Origin of the sequence: uncultured Ruegeria sp. (assembly GCF_947489545.1) — a bacterium.
Lineage (GTDB): Bacteria > Pseudomonadota > Alphaproteobacteria > Rhodobacterales > Rhodobacteraceae > Ruegeria.
On record NZ_CANLDZ010000018.1, the window covers coordinates 1 to 15,269 of the forward strand.

Genomic DNA, 15,269 nt, shown 5'->3' on the forward strand with positions numbered 1-15,269 from the left:
AACGCCCAAATATCTTCTTTCGTTTCCGGGTCGGTCTATGCGACACTTCGATTGCGTTGTTTAGGCCTTTGTGGGCACGATCGTCAGTCTTGGGAGCCAGGTTATCGACCGGTTGATGTGGCTGCGGATCGAAATCACGACTTCGTCCATGTGCCGCTTGTCGTTCGGTTGCGCTCGATCCCGCCGGATAAAGTCTGCGAAGTGTTGCCCGAAGAGATTCACCTATAGCCGGATCGCTTCCCAGCTTACAATCACGTCGCGCTCTGCCAACAGATCTTCAACATCTGCCGTGCTCAGTGCAAAGCGGTGGCACGCCCAGACTCCCCAAGCAATGATCTCACGCGGAAAGTGGAACCCTCTCAGCTGGGGCATATTGGTCGGAATGTTCATGACCTGCAGATAGCTCGGACAAGTCAGGCAAGCAACTTGGCAATACCTTATGGCAGTTTCTGCAGAAGATATGTCTTTAGGCTGAGCAATCCCATAGATCCAACGAGGCTCTTCACAAGTCGAGAGGAATTATGAATAGAACGTTAACGAAGTGTTTCTCATCCGTTCAATGTTAGTTTTGCATGTTGAGAATTGCTCGCTTTGGCGACAAGGCTGCAAAACCGGAAAGTGGAAGGGCTAAGGAGGTCGGATGTTAGACTTTTTGCTGACTTTCAGTGCTGCTTCGACTTGGATCAGTGTTGGAATTCTTGCGAGCTTCAATTTTGCCTAGGTACAAGGACACTAAAATCGGTGTATGAACCATCAATCCCAGAAACTGCTATATTGAATGCTCTACTACTGCATGACAGCGATTCAGAGTATGGCGCCGCCATGTGGGCGGCATGTGTTCTGATGGCCCTCCACAAAGAGCAGACTTATTTGTTGTCCGAGTATGCAAACACATGGGCAAGCAAATTAGAACTCTCTGGCCTCAGAGAGTAGCCACCCAACATTTCACACAGCTTAATAGATTTGACAAATAAATTCCTCGTTTCCGAATAAGGGTAAGCCTGTGAAACTTGTAACGTTAGAAGGTAATTTGGTTTTGGACGGATCAACAATAGGTGGGCATGCCACACTCCGGCATTTTGAGGGAACTTTGAAATGGTTCTCGGCCAAGAAAGGATACGGTTTTGTGACCTGCAATGTGTCGGGCGAGGATGCCTTAATGCATCAGAACGCGCTGCATGATTTTGGCCAGACTTCAATCGCGAATGGGTGCACGCTCGAGGCATTGGCAAGTGTCAAACAGAGAGGACTTCAAATCATTGAGATCCTGGGCATCCGGTCAGACGCGTCCTCGACAGTCCCGCACGACAAGCATATTGAACCCCAACCGATCAAGCCGGCTACAATATTGCCTGCAAGGGTCAGGTGGTTCTGCGAGGAAAAGTCCTACGGTTTCGTCAATGTCTTTGATGACACCAGAGACTGCTTTTTGCACGCGAACATGCTTGATAAAGCTGGACTCGGATCGGTGGCTGTCGGAGAAGCACTTGGCGTCGAAGTGATCGATCGGCCCGGTGGCCAAGTTGTCGTCTCAGTTCGACCCTGGACCTGAGTCAGCTTCCGCTGGATAGTCGTTCAGAAGGATTAGGTATTCGCCTTCAAGTTGCGGATGGCGATAATTCCACCCAGGCAATCATCTATTGGGTATTGCTGTCACTGTACCCTAATTAATCAGATTCTGCAGATTGGGCGCCTTTTTCGCAGTTTTGGTACCCTTAATTGCAATATATCCACAGGGCACCGCGTCAGTGCCCGACACAGCTTCAGCGCCTCCAAATAGCGTTTGCCCGCGTCAGTAGCGCTTGAGGATTTGCGCAGGTCCAAGCTCGGAGATGGCCTGGCGAGCTGCCAGCAGAGCACGTCCAGATGGTTTCGATTTGTTCGTTCTATGTATTTCTTGCTCAGACGAGCGCTCTCTTTCTCGCCGTCTCGGAAGTCGCCTATCGAGATCCTTTGACAGCTTGCGCACCTTCTCAATCACCCGTCTGTGCTGAGGAATGACGCGGCGGAGTTCCCAGAATGCCCTATCATTTTCTCGTAGCAAGACGGCTGCGCCCAACAGCGGACGGGTTGTGCAGACATCAATTACTGCCAGCGCTGTAACCCTTTGCCTCTGGTCTCGCGACGTGAGCGTCGCGGTGTAGCCGAAATACCGCGTGCGAGTTTTCGCTTCCAAAGCGGGCGCTACATAACCGTCCCACGATGTCTTCGGTGCATCGTTCCTCGACTATCCTCATGACGAACTCCATAGGCATGAAAGCGGAGCAGCGAACATATTTTCGCCGAATGGGACCACCCGGTCGTGATCATAGAGCACCATGCCCTGGATAAACTTCTTCCCGCACGCTTCAGCGAGCTTCCGCATGCCTGAGAAATCAGCTGCGGAGACCGTAGCGGATGATTTGACCTCGATCCCAACGACTTCTCCCCGCCGATTTTCCAGTACGATATCAACTTCGTTTTTATCTTTGTCCCGGAAGTGCGAGAACGAGCACCTCTGTTCGCTCCATGTAGCGATCTTCCGCAGTTCGCTGAACACGAAGGTTTCCAGGATCGCACCGAAGCTCGTTTTGTCTTTTCGGACCACATCTGGAGATACATCCCGCATTGCTGCGAGAAGGCCCGCATCAAAGAAATGCAGTTTAGGCGACTTGGTCAGACGTTTCAGTCGGTTTGTGTACCAGGGCTGCAGGGTGTGAACCAGAAAGAGGCTTTCGAAGACACTGACATACTTCTGTGTGGTCACATGATTGAGGTCGAGTGCAGCACCGATGCCAGTGTAGTTGACCAACTGCCCTGAGTGCTCCGCCAAGACTGATAGCAGCTTCGGCATGACGGCCAGTTGCTCGATCTGGGCGACGTCACGAACGTCGCGCTGCACGATCGCATCCAGATAACCGTGATACCAGTCCTGTTTTCGTGTCCATTTCGTTCTGCCAAGTGCTTCCGGATACCCACCCGAAAGGACACTCTCGATCAGTTCGTCACCTATGATCATATAATCGGCGCTTGGCTTCTCCCCGGCAAAAACCCGATCAATGAATCCCGCTTTTCTGCTGATGATCTCCGCCTGCGATAAGGGTAGCAACCGGACGACCTTCATTCGGCCGGCAAGGGAATCCGCCACTTTTGGAATGGTCATGAGGTTAGCCGAACCCGTTAGAAGGAACCTCCCCGGAGTCTTATCATCGTCGACCAGGTTTTTGATCGCAAGCAGAAGGTCGGGCGCGCGCTGGATCTCATCGATGACAGCCCGATCCAGGCCACGAACGAAACCAACAGGATCATCAATTGCCGACCGCAAAACGTTTGCGTCGTCCAATGTAAGAAAGGGTGTCTTGTCCGACGCAATGTCGGTTGCAAGAGTCGTTTTGCCGGACTGACGCGGCCCCGAGATAAGAACCACACGGGTATCGGACAGCGCTTACTCTACTCTGGCCTTGGCGAATCTCGGGTACATTTTAGACAAATCCTCTCGACCGGTTGAAAGTACGCATCCGACCAATTGAAAGTGTAACGCCGTCTGATCGACACTCAACAGCCGACCAATTGAAAACGTACATCCTCAGACCCGCTGGGTCCGGGCCTCGTCATCCGCTTCTCCAACTGTCAAATCAAGCTCCGGCAAATCGCGCAAGTTTTGCAAATCGAAAGCCGTCAAGAACGTCTCCGTCGTCACGAAGGTAACCATGGCCACAGAGCTACAACTCACCGTTGTCACAAAAGGCAATCACGCAGCGTTCTCAAGAGCTGGCTTCTGCCTGGCCAGTTCTTGAGTGAAACCCCGGATTTCGGGGCGTACAGGTTGGTGGGCATACCGAAGCGCAACTACGTGACGTTCAAAGTCGGCATCCTCAATGGTCAGTGAGGTAAATTCCTTGCTCCTTGGGATTGCCGTCTCGGGTAAAATCAAAAACCCCCTCCCCAACCGCACCAGCTCCAGAAGCCAGTCAATCCGGTTGGAACGATATGTGAAATTCATGGTATTTCCACGATCGGCGCAAAAACTAAACAAGGCTTCACGCAAATCACTCTCAACTCTGGCCAGCGCCTCGTTGCCCACCAACACATCCAAGTTCACGCTTTCCCTTTGACTCAGCGGGTGTGTGGCGGAAACAACAACTCGGTAGGTCTCACTGTATAGTGGCTCCGCCCGGTAAAGCTCAGATGCAGCGTCGGCACTTGTTATAGCTATATCAAAACGGCCTTCCCGAAGGCCGTCTAGAAGCGCATTTTGTTTGTCGACAATGATCTCGAAATCAATTTCCGGTGTACGCGCCTGATGCCGCGTTACCGCGTCCGATATTCTGAATAGCCCGATTCCTTCACCAACTCCAACATTGATGGGAATGCCTTCGTGATGAACGTAACGTTTGGCATCTACCATCGCTTTTTGAGTTTGCTGCAACACCTCCTTTAAGTACGGGAGAATGACTGCGCCTAGCGGCGTCAAACTACTTCCGGCACGATCGCGCAGAAACAGTCTACCACCCAACCTATCCTCCAGCTTCCTGATGGATGTCGTGAGCGAAGGTTGAGAAACATTTAAAGCATGCGCTGCATGAGTGAAGTTTCGATATTTAACAACTGCCAAGAAATATCGAATTTGATTCATTTCCATGAATTCTGTGCGCCCTCTCTTTGGCATAGCCACTGAAAAGATCGCACAAAAGATGGTCACATTAACAATAGTTATCGGCTATACTTTAATAGAGTATCAATATCAGACTTCGAGCCCAACATAGCGAGTGACGTGATGCGGACGCGGCCTGCCATCAGAAAAGTTGGCCGAGATCGCGTACCCTGAACCAGGCAAATTTTTGAAAGCGCTGTAGGTTGTTGTAGATAAGTTGGGTACGTCAACCGCCGTGGCATTAGCGTTCGAACCTGAAGGCACTGTAATTGTTGTTCGTCCATCCGAGCCAATAATTGCCATGAAGTAGTGCCCTGTCTAGCTAAGTTGTCATCTTGCAGAGTCTCACCGGTGCACCCGGTTCGGCCAAAACCGCGAATAGGGTCGCCCCTTCCAGAGCTGCCCCTACCACGTGATTAATCTTCGCTGCCTCCGCCAGAGTTCCATTTGTCGTGATGTCGTTCACAACGAGTTGGTTGTAGGGCTGGTCTTCGGGCGCTGAGCGCACCAGAACCGAAAGTTGGTCTTCAGATAGGGCCAGCGGCCCTCCCCCTACGATCTCGTAAGGTGAATGTCCCGGAACCATCAGGAGGGTCCGACCGTCAGCTGCAGCGAAACCGCCGCCGGCGGAGACCGCGACCGTCGAACCTTCCGCGGCAAGGTTCCCAGCCGGTATTCCATTGAGCGTGGCTGGTATGGAAGCAAGCTGGGTCGTGGTTCCCGCCCGCAGCATCAGCATCCAGATGTTTAGGGTATCCGCACTGGCAGTAGTCGTGGTCGTGATCAAGGATGCGCTGCCCGAAAGCTCAGCACCGAACCCACGCATATCCGACGGCCCATCAATTACATTGAGACGTACACCCTCTCTCGACCGCAGTGCGATGGCGCCGCGTCCAGCAATCGAAGCTATCTACCATCAAGCTCGGGCGCTTCGAAGATACCAAAGGAGACGCCGTCAGCGTTAATGAAGACCGAATGACCGAAAGCTCGTTCTTTGTCTGACTGAACGTGCCAAAGCAACGCGCCGCTCGAGACATCAAAGGTATAAACTGCACCGGTATGAAAAACCCCTGCGGGCTGCTCGACACCTGTACCATGGCTGCCGATGCGGGCAGCACCAATTGCAACGATGTCATCATCAAGCGCCACAGAACGACCGAAACCAGGCCCACTGGCAAACACGTCGCCGCGTTGAAGACGCAGTTCAATAGCCTCCGAAAGATCGACCGAGACAATGAAGGCGCGTCCAATATCAGGAAATCCTACAGCCAGATGCCCTTTGTCCACGACGATCTCGGCTGCCTAGACTTTGGAAGCATTGAAAGGGAAAGGAAAATGCCAGCAATCTGCTGATGCGTCAGTAGCGATGAGGGTGAAGACCACAGCAACAATTCTGCACAAGTCGCGTCGCATCCCTCTCTCACCTTATTGGCGATTTTTTAGCGATCACTTCGAAGGTCAATCACTTCGTTCATTGCATGATACTAGAACCAGGTTGCTGTATTCGGAAATACTCCAATCCTATAATTACATATACATCAGCTATGATTGGACCTGCGCCTGGTAGGCTTCCGTTGTGTCAACATGGCCTATGCTTAACGGCAAATTTCATTTGGATAAACTAAAGAAGTTCTCCAATTGTTCCGCATGACCTCCTGGCCCAACCGAATCCCCTTCGACCTTCACAAACAACTTGAGTCCCACTGTGACGACGACTGGCAAGCAGCTGTGCCTGCCTGGTCGAATATCCACGGGCTGAAGATCAAACTACAATGATGGCGTCGCCTGGAACGTCGGATCGCAGAGCTGCACGAGCGTCGCTATACAGCCAAGTCACAGGATCACTGGGCGGAAATCAAAGAGTGGTTAAAGCGCCATGACCTGCCTGCCCCAGACAGGTTACCTAGCTGGCCCGAACCGGACGCAGTCACGCGCCACAAGGCGCAGGAATTACTCTGAACATCATTACGGACATTCAAGGGTTACAATTAACAAGCGATACTTCTCAGCCACAATGCGAACATCTGGCGACGATCACGAAGCTGGACGCCTTTGGTCATATCGCTGATCAGGCTAGATGGTCGCGTCCTTCACGGCAAGGACAAGAAAGAGGTGGTTGACTGGCTGAAGACAATCGAGAACCGCAGCGCCCGCCAGACGGGGTCCCCCGTTGCAGAGTATGATTTCAGCTGGATGCGGGACGAGCTCGGCCTGTCAAACCACCGAAAATGACGCTCGCGCTGTGATGAAATTCTGTTGGCGTTCGAGTAATCGGCCTGCTGAGAGGTGTACATCGCGGCGCGTCTCGGGCCGCACTAGGCTTCTATAAATGCCCAGCGATCGCAAAGATACAAAAGTGCCATGGCCACAGACCATTCTAAGGGTGAGTTCTACTGCGCACCGGTGATATTGACCTTGCCCACAACCTTGGCACCACGCTCGGTCTCCATCGTCCGGGCAATGACATCAGCCTGAACGTTTGAACTCGAGGCTAGCTTCAGATCATCACATTTCAGGCTGCCCTTGTGCTTGCCTTCAATCGTGATCTGCTTTGCCGACAACGCTCCATCAACAGATCCGCCCAATTGAACTGTAATCGCATCAGCGCTGACATCACCAGCCACATGGCCTTTGACGTCAACTCCACCTCCGTCTGACCTGACATTGCCTTCGACGGTCAGGTCTTCTTCAATTATTGAACTGGCCACGTCAAATTCCTCTGACTGATATAACGGTAACCTTAGGCCGGTAGCCGGGGTTTGACCACCTGCGACGATGGCGATTGTTGTTGCTAACAAAAATGGACCGATTGCGAGTCTGGGATTTTGCTGCCCTCAATAGGTCAACGTCGATACGAAACTCATTTCTGTGTCGATATGATTGGGTGCGGCCTCACAGGCAGGGAGGATTGTGGGGCCCATTATCGTTACCGGTTCGGCGGACGTTTTCCGCGCGATGACTCGCCTGTGCTCAAGTGGCTGAACCCAAAAATGGGAAATGGCTAAGCTTACCTAAGCCGATCCACAGTCAGGACAACCAGCGCTAGCCCGCATTTCGGACATTAGTTTTCCTAGGACAGGACGAAACAGATTGAGCCGTTTGTTATGGCTTGATCGTCACCACGAGCACGATTAGCGCCAACGACGCCGCTCCAATCGGCAGAAAAGCCGTTGGCACCTTCCATCGCCTGGCGGCCTTACTGGGTGTCGATGGTGCCAAGAAGTTCATCACTGAGAGCGGAAAAATGAACGTCATGAGCTGTCGCGAGGGCTTCAAAGCGGGCAGCCGTTGCAAGTGTAACCGAGTGTCCAGCCTTGGTGAGCTCTTTGCAAAGCGAGATGAGTGGCTGGACATCGCCACGCGTGCCATAAGTTAGAACCAGTATTTTCATGTGTCGGCTCCAACATTGTAATCAAGGAAATCGGGTTTCTGAGCTAACGTGCCCCATCCGGAGGAGGTTATTGTCAGGGTCGACAAGCTCCAGTTCACATACACCCCAGGGCTTCTCCTCGGCTTTGACAAAACGAGGGATACCGGTTTCAGCGAGTTCCAGTGGTTCGAATTCAGCTGACAAAGCTTTGGCATTCTCAACACGGACAAAGGAGCCATGATCCGAGTGCTCCGTCGCTTCATGTCCGTGCGTGCTGAAGAAGTGTATTTCCACACTGTCTCGGGCCAGGATCATGTAGCCGTTCTCCTCAAACCTGGCGACTTCCTGAAAGCCCAGCTTGCCATAGAAAGTCGAGGTTCTGTCGAGATCTGAACTCGGGAATATGGGGCATATGCTCTTTAGCATTGGCGCTCTCCGTCTAGTTTTGGTCAATTGCGGCCCAAACAGCCAATTCATTGCCATTGGGATCGCTAAAGTGAAATCGACGCCCACCGGGGAAGGAGTAGATGTCGCGAACGATGGTCGCTCCGGCCGATTTGACGTCAGCCAGCGTCGCCTCAAGGTCTTCAGAAAAGAGGACAACCAAAACACCGGGCTTCTGAACAGGAGTTTTGTCCTCACCATTGAAACCACCATCGACGCCAGCACCACTGAAACTCAGGTACCTTGGTCCCCACTCCTGAAACTCCCAGCCGAAGACCGACGAGTAGAAAGTCTTTGTCGCCTCCGCATGCTCAAGAGGGAATTCGATGTAGTTGATTGTCTTATGCTTATGCGTCATCTTCGTCGGTCCCATGTGTATTGCTGTCTGGCAGCAAGACTGCTTCATCAGTAGCTGCAATGCCCCGCCTGAAGGCGGAGCATATGTTTCGTGAGTGGTGTATCAGTTGGTTGGATCGACCTCGTGCTGGGAACGGAAGCCCAGTGCCATGCGGTTCCAGATGTTTATGGTCCCAATTGCGACGGTGAGCTTGGTGATTTCCTCTTCGGAGAAATGCGGCTCCAAAGCCGAGAAATCGTCGTCAGGTGCACCGGTTTGCGCAACATTCGTCAAAGATTCCGTCCAGGCAAGAACCGCGCGCTCTTTCTCATTGTAGACTGGCGACTCTTTCCATGCCGGGATGAGCGAAAGCCACTGATCCCCCATGCCATCCTTACGAGCTTCCTTGACATGCATGTCGATGCAGAACGCACAGCCATTGATCTGTGACGCGCGGATTTTGACAAGGTGCAACAGACGCGGTTCGATACCGACCTTCTGCGACACGAATTGCTCAAGGCCCCAGACTGCCTGGAAGGAGGCGGGTGAGACCTTCACATAGTCGATACGTGGTTCCATTGTACGTTCCTTTTCGTTCTAGTGAGTACGGAATTCCGTTTTTGCTTCTTGCGCCTCTTCACGCCGATAGAGATCAGCCAGAATCTGGAGACGTGGCTTATGGCGTCGGCGGTAGAGATACCTTGCCCGGGCCGAAAAAAGTGGCGTTGCGACACCGGCATCGATTTCGATTTGTTCCGAAACTCGACAACCGTCTGTCTGCGGGATCACTTGTAAGGAGTGGTTCCAGGATTTGACGCCTGCGCCGACTTCGCTGGACAGAAAACTCATGTGCTCTTCGTCAAGCGCCAAGACGGTCATTTCGTAGGGCTGATAAGGCATCCAGCCAAAGAGAGACACGTCTACGTTGATGTGCTGCCCCTGAAAGAGTTGCCCTGATGGCAGGTTGCGAAAGGCCAGAACGCCCTTTGTGACTGTCTGGAGGTGATCGAAATCGGTCACTACATCCCAAACCAGACCCGCCGGAAAGGCGTAGTCATGTGCGAGGTGAACCGCCCTCGTGCGTGGCGCCTGAGGAGCCCGGCTTGGTCTACAGATTCCCATGGCACTCAACCTGGTGTTTGTTGAGGGGATTGCCGCTCGCGAGCCTGGAAAAGCCAATGCCATTCAGCATCGTTGCTCGTGTCCATGGATGATGGGGATTATCGATCTGCCCTTTGATGTCCGCGAGAAAGCCGTCCCGTGGAAACCGGCGAATAACGCCATCTATTGTTTGCTTGGACAGGCGGCGATAATGCGATCCGACGACGTCGAGGTGGGCCCCGTTTGCAAGCATCTGAGCCTCCGCAAAGTGAATCTCTGCACGAACATCAAGGTTCAGATGCAGGCTGATCGCTTCAAACACTTTGCTGATTTTGCCTCTGTCCCAATCAGCAGCCAGAAGAAATTCTTCAGCCTTTTGTGCCCCTGTGACGGCAAAACAGGCACAGCTTGATCTCTGGATATGCGGCTCAACCAGACCAAGATCATGCAGGATGCTCGCGACATATAACAGCTCCGGGTCGAAGTTGAGGCCTGCCTGTTTTCCCAGCAGATAGCCCCACACATAGGTTCTGACGCAATGGCTATGCAAAGGCTCGCTGGACAAATCCCTGACCAGTTCATCAGCATGGCGAGCAATGTTTGAATCCGGAATGACAAGGGCATCCACATCAAAGTCGAGAGGCCTGGATCGGCCAAAACCCTTGGACGAGAACCAAGCGCGCAGTTCCTTGAGCTGTAGAGTGATGAGTTGCTTGTGCAGGCCCAGATATTCGCCACGGGACAGGATGCCGTTGGTTTTTGTTGCCCAAGCCAATGTTCCGACCTTCGACATACTGTATCGTTTTCCTTCGTGAGTGGTGGCACCATGCCGGAACACTGCTAGTGTTGGCGGCTCTGGTTTGTGATGCGGACATTGGCGTCCAGAAAGGCGCAGCTGCGCGCGGCCAGCGTTCCGTCGTCGTCCTGGCGGACTTCAGCCAGCAGATGAGCGATCGTTACCTTCCTGAGCTCGGCGCGATAGGACCGCTCGGCACGCAGCATTGCAGCGTTGATCTGACATGGTGCCTTGAAGAAACCTTCCGGCACCGGGTTCGGACCATTGCGCCGGATTTCCTTGCACCGGAATGCCGGCTCAGGGCCCTCCAAGGCGAGGACGACATCCAACAGTGAAATGTCTTCCGGTGTCTGTGCCAAATGATAACCACCCTTCGGACCAGGAACGGTCCCCAGAATGCCGGACCGGGACAGGGCTTGCAGGTGCTTCAACAGATAACTCGGTGAGACGCCGTGAAACTCGGCAAGCGCCGCTGCCGAGAGAACCTGGTTAGCCTCAAGTGATGCCAGCATCGCAACCGAATGGATCGCCTGCTCTACCCCTTCGCTCAGTTTCATCTTGACCTCCGTGATTCGTGGATACAAATTATCCATGAATTGAATCACTCGTCAACTGCGGAGCTGAAAAAATGCCAATGCCTTGGACATACCGCCATGCGTCGAAAGAATTCCGGGCTTTTCTGAATGACGTGAAAAACCGCATGGGGCTGGCCTCGGATAACAGCGCATACACGGCAGTCGATGCCGTGTTTCAGGTCTTCAGAAGACGCCTAGCGGCACAGGAAGGGCTCGATTTCGCAAGCGTACTTCCCTGTGTTTTGAGGGCAATCTTTATAAAGGACTGGGACGTGACAGTTGCGCCCTTGGCTTTCTCAAGTCGCGACGAGATGACCCAGGAAGCAAAGCAGGTGCGACGCGACCACAATCTGACACCGGACAATGCGATTGAAGCCACGGCTTGGGCGCTGCGGCGTTCCATGGACCAACGGGACCTTGATCGTGTTCTCCAAAAACTGTCTTCAGCCGCCCAGGCCTATTGGGCAGTCGACGTCTCCGATCCGGCAGAACTCAATCAGCAAATAATCTGAATCCCAGTTGAGAAAGACAAGAAACTGAAATGAAAAACGCTTTGAACGATCTGTCGCCTGTTGAAGGCCGCTTCAATGCGGGTTGGGGGAGTCTGGCTTATCGCGAGAGAGGTGATCGGAACGAGCCCACCATCGTTTTCATACATGCAATGTCATTTGATCAGGAGATCTGGCGAGAGGTATTTTCTCTCATCCCGTCAGGATACCGGCTGATCAGCTTTGATCTTAGAGGCCATGGGAAATCGGATACGCCAACGCTGCCTTACGATCTGCGTGACTATGCAAGTGATACGCTCAGTCTCCTTGATCACCTTCAGGTCAAGGATTGCACCCTTGTGGGCATGTCGTTCGGTGGGATGGTGGCTCAGCTGGTTGCGTCGCTTCGACCAGGACTGTTTAGCCGCTTGGTTCTCTCCAACACAGCCACGAAGATCGGCGTTCCAGAAGACTGGATGGCTGCCGCTGAAGAGGCAAGGCAGCACGGTTTCACCAGAAAAAACACAATGTCCGGTCTGGAGCGGTTGTTCTCTCAGCGGTTTCTCGACAGATCGCCGCTGATTGATTCCATCATTCAGAGACGGATGAACCGATCGGTGGAGGGATACATCGGCTGCTGTAACGCGATCGCTCATGCGGACTTGTCCGAGTCATCCACTGAGCTTGATCAGCCGACATTGGTGATCGGCTCCGACGAAGACATGGTAACCCCGCCAGATGTTGTAGAGGTGCTGGCTACGACGATTCCGAACAGTTCGGTAGGCATGATTTCCGGTGCTGGTCATTTGCAGTGTCTTGATGCTCCGCGCGAGTTCACCGAACTCTTGCTAAACTATATGGAACCGCCAAGAGCTCGTTCTTGAGCGGCGCATTCCCGACCTTGGACACACGCTTGGGATGCTGTAGTCGCAGCCCGCATTCCCGACATTCGCTGCAAGCGCAAGATTTGGGCTTGGCTGAACTGGCAGTTCGCGGACGGAGCGGCCCTTCGCTGCAATCTCACGAACGTCCGCTTTTTGCGAGCGTCAATAAAGCCAACGCACCTAACACCAGCGCCAAGGCGAGAACCATTCCGAGTGTAGGCCTTTGTTCCGTTCCCATAATCGTCAGAAGTATCGCAGTGATCGGACTGAGGCCGAGAAAAGCAGTCACATGGGCAGCCGGAATTTTTGAAAGGGCATAAAGCCAGCACCAAAACCCCGCGCCACTCGACAATCCGATGGCAAACACAAGCAGCTCAGTGCGTTGCTTCCAGTTTTCCAAAGGTAAGGTGGATGTCTCAAACCCGGCGACTACCCCCAACGGCAGGAGAGAGGCCAGCATCGCCAAAAGGCTCACCTGCACACCCCCGTACTGGCGCACATAGGGGCTGAGAAAAACCGAACAGATCGCGCCAGTCAGTGTCGCGACCAACGCAGCGAGCAGACCCAAGGCTTCATAACGGCTTGTTGAGGCGGCATACAAATCAGTCCTGAGCAATAGCGTGATCCCGGCGACCGACAAGACGATAGCGGCTGTTTCTACTCTGCTTACATTTATCTGAAGCTTGGCACGTTCGAATATCAGGGTTGCAAGCGGCAGAGTTGCAAAGATGAACGATACGCGTGCGGATGCAGCAAACATAACAGCGATGTTGAGCATCGCGATCAGAAGGCCGAATTGCCCGATACCGATGATCGAGATTGGGCCAAGATCATTGCGACTTATGCGTGGTTTTCGGCTGACCATCCAGAAAGGGATCAGCACGATGCTGGCGATGAGGTAGCGCCAGAACCCGAGACCGGCGGCACCGGTCGTTTCAACAACCGCTTCGCTAGCGACAAGTGCTGCGCCGACCTGTATTCCAGTAAAGGATGCTGCGAGATACGGAAGATACCGCTGTATCAAGCTCCGCGCTGTCGCACAAATTCTTGTTCGAACACCTCCGTACCCCATTGAGTGCCCGGTGTTTCATGGACAAGCTCAAAGCCGTGTTTTTCATAAAGATGACGCGCCGCATCGAGGCCCCTAAAGGTCCATAAACGTGTGCAGTCGAAACCAGCGCTATCCACAAAGGCAGTTGCTCTGCCAAGCAACAGGTTTCCGATGCCGAGGCCCTTCGATCTTGGGTTAACAATGAACCAGCGCAAATGCGCAGCGCCTTCCCCCAAGTCCTCGCCATCAAGCGAGACAGAACCCATTAGGTCATCCCCCATATACGCAGAGAATGTGGTGTTTCCTGGGTTGTCGATCCGTCCCATAAACTCGGACATTTCGGTCGCAACCTTGCGCTCGAATACAGCGCCGAAACCGTAATGTTGTGAGTAGAAGGTGGCGTGAAGTAAGGCCACAGAGGCAATGACCCCGGAGTAGTATCTTTCCCGCACCTCGATTGGACGCGTAGCGGCGTCTGTTGGCCGGTCGCGCGTGTCCAGAGATTGTGCGAAGAGTTTCAGGCCAATTTCGATCTGATCGACGGCCTTGGGCGACAGATTATCGAGAGCAGACCCAATCTGACGACGCCCAAAGCCTTCAAGGTCGCGTAGCAAAGCACGGCCCTTTTCAGTCAATGAAAGCGTTCGCGACCGCATATCACCCGGGTCAGGCTGTGCGGTGATCAATCCGTCTTTTTCCAGCTTTTGAACAAGGCGGCTAATGCTGGATTTTTCCAGATGCAGAAGCGCGCCAAGGTCGCTGGCCGTGTCAACTTTGCCATACCCCAGCTCAATGATCGTATGCACCGCTGAAGGCGACAGATCAGTACCCGCAAGGCCCTTCTGCATAAAGCCAAGCTCCCGCACGATATGCCGGGCTGCGGAGCGCATGGTGTCGATGCGGGAGGTCGTGAGCCTTTGATTCATAGTTGTATGCTACAACTATTTCAGCTTTGATGTCCATCGATAGCCGACATTCGTCTCGTCGCAACAATTTTGGACTTTGGGTTCGTAGGAGCCATTAGATCGGTCGCAGCATCTGCTCAATCTTGGACTCGGCTGGCGAAACGACGGCCCAAACCAGCCTTCCGAAGCAGGCCGATGCGCCGCAGTGCAGAACCTCCGAAGCGGACGTTGATTCGCGGCTTTTTCATCCGGTTGGATCAGACGCTAAGAGTCAGTTGAGCGATTGACCCACCAGTCATGCATCGACGTAAACACCGGCTCCAACGCCATCCCATCTGCGCTCGCCGAGTATTCGACACGAGGCGGTACCTCGGCATAGACCTTGCGCGTGACCAGTCCGTCGGCCTCCAAAGCCCGAAGCTGGTTGGTCAACATTGTCTGGGTAATCCCATCGATAGACTTGCGCAGCTCACCAAATCTCTTGGTGCCCTGAAAGATCAGGATCTGCAGAATCAAAAGCTTCCATTTACCGCCAATCATCCCGATCACCCGGGGCGCCGGGCATGGAGATTCATCCGCAATAAGCGTTTCAACTGGGGCGGCGGTAAGGGTCTCGGACATCTAGTTTCTCCCAATAGTATGATTTTTGATAGTATATCAAAAAATACTGCCTACTTTTCGGATC

The 15,269-nt window shown here is 53.3% G+C and carries 18 protein-coding genes and 1 pseudogene; 3 read left to right on the forward strand and 16 right to left on the reverse strand.

The features are described from left to right. Positions 1 to 390: pseudogene (locus Q1B13_RS20145) on the reverse strand (IS6 family transposase); the annotation flags it as partial. A 700-nt stretch (positions 391 to 1,090) separates the two neighbouring features. Here Q1B13_RS20145 and Q1B13_RS20150 point away from each other — a divergent pair. Further along, entirely contained in the window at positions 1,091 to 1,552 is a 462-nt protein-coding gene (locus Q1B13_RS20150; RefSeq protein WP_299083871.1) for a cold shock domain-containing protein, read from the forward strand. 681 nt (positions 1,553 to 2,233) lie between these two features. Here the strand turns inward: Q1B13_RS20150 and Q1B13_RS20155 are convergent. From Q1B13_RS20155 to Q1B13_RS20210, 12 genes are all read right to left on the reverse strand, one after another. Next, positions 2,234 to 3,406: an ATP-binding protein gene (locus Q1B13_RS20155; protein WP_299083874.1), complete on the reverse strand. Its 1,173-nt coding sequence runs from the start codon at positions 3,404 to 3,406 to the stop codon at positions 2,234 to 2,236. 324 nt (positions 3,407 to 3,730) lie between these two features. Then, positions 3,731 to 4,621 (reverse strand): LysR family transcriptional regulator, encoded by an 891-nt coding sequence (locus Q1B13_RS20160; protein WP_299083876.1) that lies wholly within the window; start codon positions 4,619 to 4,621, stop codon positions 3,731 to 3,733. A 334-nt stretch (positions 4,622 to 4,955) separates the two neighbouring features. Further along, positions 4,956 to 5,459: a hypothetical protein gene (locus Q1B13_RS20165; protein ID WP_299083879.1), complete on the reverse strand. Its 504-nt coding sequence runs from the start codon at positions 5,457 to 5,459 to the stop codon at positions 4,956 to 4,958. Positions 5,460 to 5,539: 80 nt separating this feature from the next. Continuing rightward, entirely contained in the window at positions 5,540 to 5,920 is a 381-nt protein-coding gene (locus Q1B13_RS20170) for a hypothetical protein (protein WP_299083882.1), read from the reverse strand. Positions 5,921 to 7,023: 1,103 nt separating this feature from the next. Then, the gene (locus Q1B13_RS20175; RefSeq protein WP_299083884.1) at positions 7,024 to 7,341 is read right to left on the reverse strand and encodes a polymer-forming cytoskeletal protein; all 318 of its coding nucleotides are present in this window, start codon (positions 7,339 to 7,341) and stop codon (positions 7,024 to 7,026) included. 488 nt (positions 7,342 to 7,829) lie between these two features. Continuing rightward, positions 7,830 to 8,024: a glycosyltransferase gene (locus Q1B13_RS20180; RefSeq protein ID WP_299083887.1), complete on the reverse strand. Its 195-nt coding sequence runs from the start codon at positions 8,022 to 8,024 to the stop codon at positions 7,830 to 7,832. Between the two features lie 21 nt (positions 8,025 to 8,045). Continuing rightward, entirely contained in the window at positions 8,046 to 8,429 is a 384-nt protein-coding gene (locus Q1B13_RS20185) for a VOC family protein (protein ID WP_299083890.1), read from the reverse strand. A 13-nt stretch (positions 8,430 to 8,442) separates the two neighbouring features. Then, the gene (locus Q1B13_RS20190) at positions 8,443 to 8,805 is read right to left on the reverse strand and encodes a VOC family protein (RefSeq protein WP_299083893.1); all 363 of its coding nucleotides are present in this window, start codon (positions 8,803 to 8,805) and stop codon (positions 8,443 to 8,445) included. A gap of 102 nt (positions 8,806 to 8,907) precedes the next feature. Continuing rightward, the gene (locus Q1B13_RS20195) at positions 8,908 to 9,363 is read right to left on the reverse strand and encodes a carboxymuconolactone decarboxylase family protein (protein ID WP_299083895.1); all 456 of its coding nucleotides are present in this window, start codon (positions 9,361 to 9,363) and stop codon (positions 8,908 to 8,910) included. Positions 9,364 to 9,381: 18 nt separating this feature from the next. Beyond that, positions 9,382 to 9,906 (reverse strand): SRPBCC family protein, encoded by a 525-nt coding sequence (locus Q1B13_RS20200; protein WP_299083898.1) that lies wholly within the window; start codon positions 9,904 to 9,906, stop codon positions 9,382 to 9,384. Beyond that, complete coding sequence (locus Q1B13_RS20205; RefSeq protein ID WP_299083901.1) at positions 9,893 to 10,678, reverse strand: HD domain-containing protein; 786 nt, start codon at positions 10,676 to 10,678, stop codon at positions 9,893 to 9,895. Before Q1B13_RS20205 ends, Q1B13_RS20200 begins: the two co-directional genes overlap by 14 nt. A 47-nt stretch (positions 10,679 to 10,725) precedes the next feature. Further along, entirely contained in the window at positions 10,726 to 11,238 is a 513-nt protein-coding gene (locus tag Q1B13_RS20210; protein ID WP_299083904.1) for an Rrf2 family transcriptional regulator, read from the reverse strand. A gap of 71 nt (positions 11,239 to 11,309) precedes the next feature. Here Q1B13_RS20210 and Q1B13_RS20215 point away from each other — a divergent pair, with 71 nt between their 5' ends. Next, positions 11,310 to 11,768 (forward strand): DUF2267 domain-containing protein, encoded by a 459-nt coding sequence (locus Q1B13_RS20215; protein WP_299083907.1) that lies wholly within the window; start codon positions 11,310 to 11,312, stop codon positions 11,766 to 11,768. 29 nt (positions 11,769 to 11,797) lie between these two features. Further along, on the forward strand, positions 11,798 to 12,628 hold the full coding sequence (locus tag Q1B13_RS20220) for an alpha/beta fold hydrolase (RefSeq protein ID WP_299083910.1): 831 nt from the start codon (positions 11,798 to 11,800) through the stop codon (positions 12,626 to 12,628). A 136-nt stretch (positions 12,629 to 12,764) separates the two neighbouring features. On the opposite strand, the gene Q1B13_RS20225 is transcribed toward Q1B13_RS20220, so the two are convergent. The 3 genes from Q1B13_RS20225 to Q1B13_RS20235 form a co-directional block, all read right to left on the reverse strand. Further along, positions 12,765 to 13,652, reverse strand: coding sequence for a DMT family transporter (locus Q1B13_RS20225; RefSeq protein ID WP_299083913.1), 888 nt, complete (start codon positions 13,650 to 13,652; stop codon positions 12,765 to 12,767). Continuing rightward, the gene (locus Q1B13_RS20230; RefSeq protein ID WP_299083915.1) at positions 13,649 to 14,605 is read right to left on the reverse strand and encodes a MarR family winged helix-turn-helix transcriptional regulator; all 957 of its coding nucleotides are present in this window, start codon (positions 14,603 to 14,605) and stop codon (positions 13,649 to 13,651) included. The genes Q1B13_RS20225 and Q1B13_RS20230 overlap by 4 nt, the downstream gene beginning before the upstream one ends. A gap of 243 nt (positions 14,606 to 14,848) precedes the next feature. Further along, positions 14,849 to 15,205 carry a helix-turn-helix domain-containing protein gene (locus tag Q1B13_RS20235; RefSeq protein WP_299083918.1) on the reverse strand — a complete coding sequence of 119 codons (357 nt, stop codon included), beginning with the start codon at positions 15,203 to 15,205 and terminating at the stop codon, positions 14,849 to 14,851. Positions 15,206 to 15,269: the final 64 nt, after the last annotated feature.

Bases quoted from the DNA above. Each gene is read 5' to 3' on its own strand.
- Q1B13_RS20160 (WP_299083876.1), bottom strand. From the start codon at position 4,621: ATGGAAATGAATCAAATTCGATATTTCTTGGCAGTTGTTAAATATCGA.
- Q1B13_RS20165 (WP_299083879.1), bottom strand. From the start codon at position 5,459: ATGCGTGGGTTCGGTGCTGAGCTTTCGGGCAGCGCATCCTTGATCACG.
- Q1B13_RS20180 (WP_299083887.1), bottom strand. From the start codon at position 8,024: ATGAAAATACTGGTTCTAACTTATGGCACGCGTGGCGATGTCCAGCCA.
- Q1B13_RS20185 (WP_299083890.1), bottom strand. From the start codon at position 8,429: ATGCTAAAGAGCATATGCCCCATATTCCCGAGTTCAGATCTCGACAGA.
- Q1B13_RS20190 (WP_299083893.1), bottom strand. From the start codon at position 8,805: ATGACGCATAAGCATAAGACAATCAACTACATCGAATTCCCTCTTGAG.
- Q1B13_RS20195 (WP_299083895.1), bottom strand. From the start codon at position 9,363: ATGGAACCACGTATCGACTATGTGAAGGTCTCACCCGCCTCCTTCCAG.
- Q1B13_RS20200 (WP_299083898.1), bottom strand. From the start codon at position 9,906: ATGGGAATCTGTAGACCAAGCCGGGCTCCTCAGGCGCCACGCACGAGG.
- Q1B13_RS20205 (WP_299083901.1), bottom strand. From the start codon at position 10,678: ATGTCGAAGGTCGGAACATTGGCTTGGGCAACAAAAACCAACGGCATC.
- Q1B13_RS20210 (WP_299083904.1), bottom strand. From the start codon at position 11,238: ATGAAACTGAGCGAAGGGGTAGAGCAGGCGATCCATTCGGTTGCGATG.
- Q1B13_RS20215 (WP_299083907.1), top strand. From the start codon at position 11,310: ATGCCAATGCCTTGGACATACCGCCATGCGTCGAAAGAATTCCGGGCT.
- Q1B13_RS20220 (WP_299083910.1), top strand. From the start codon at position 11,798: ATGAAAAACGCTTTGAACGATCTGTCGCCTGTTGAAGGCCGCTTCAAT.
- Q1B13_RS20230 (WP_299083915.1), bottom strand. From the start codon at position 14,605: ATGAATCAAAGGCTCACGACCTCCCGCATCGACACCATGCGCTCCGCA.
- Q1B13_RS20235 (WP_299083918.1), bottom strand. From the start codon at position 15,205: ATGTCCGAGACCCTTACCGCCGCCCCAGTTGAAACGCTTATTGCGGAT.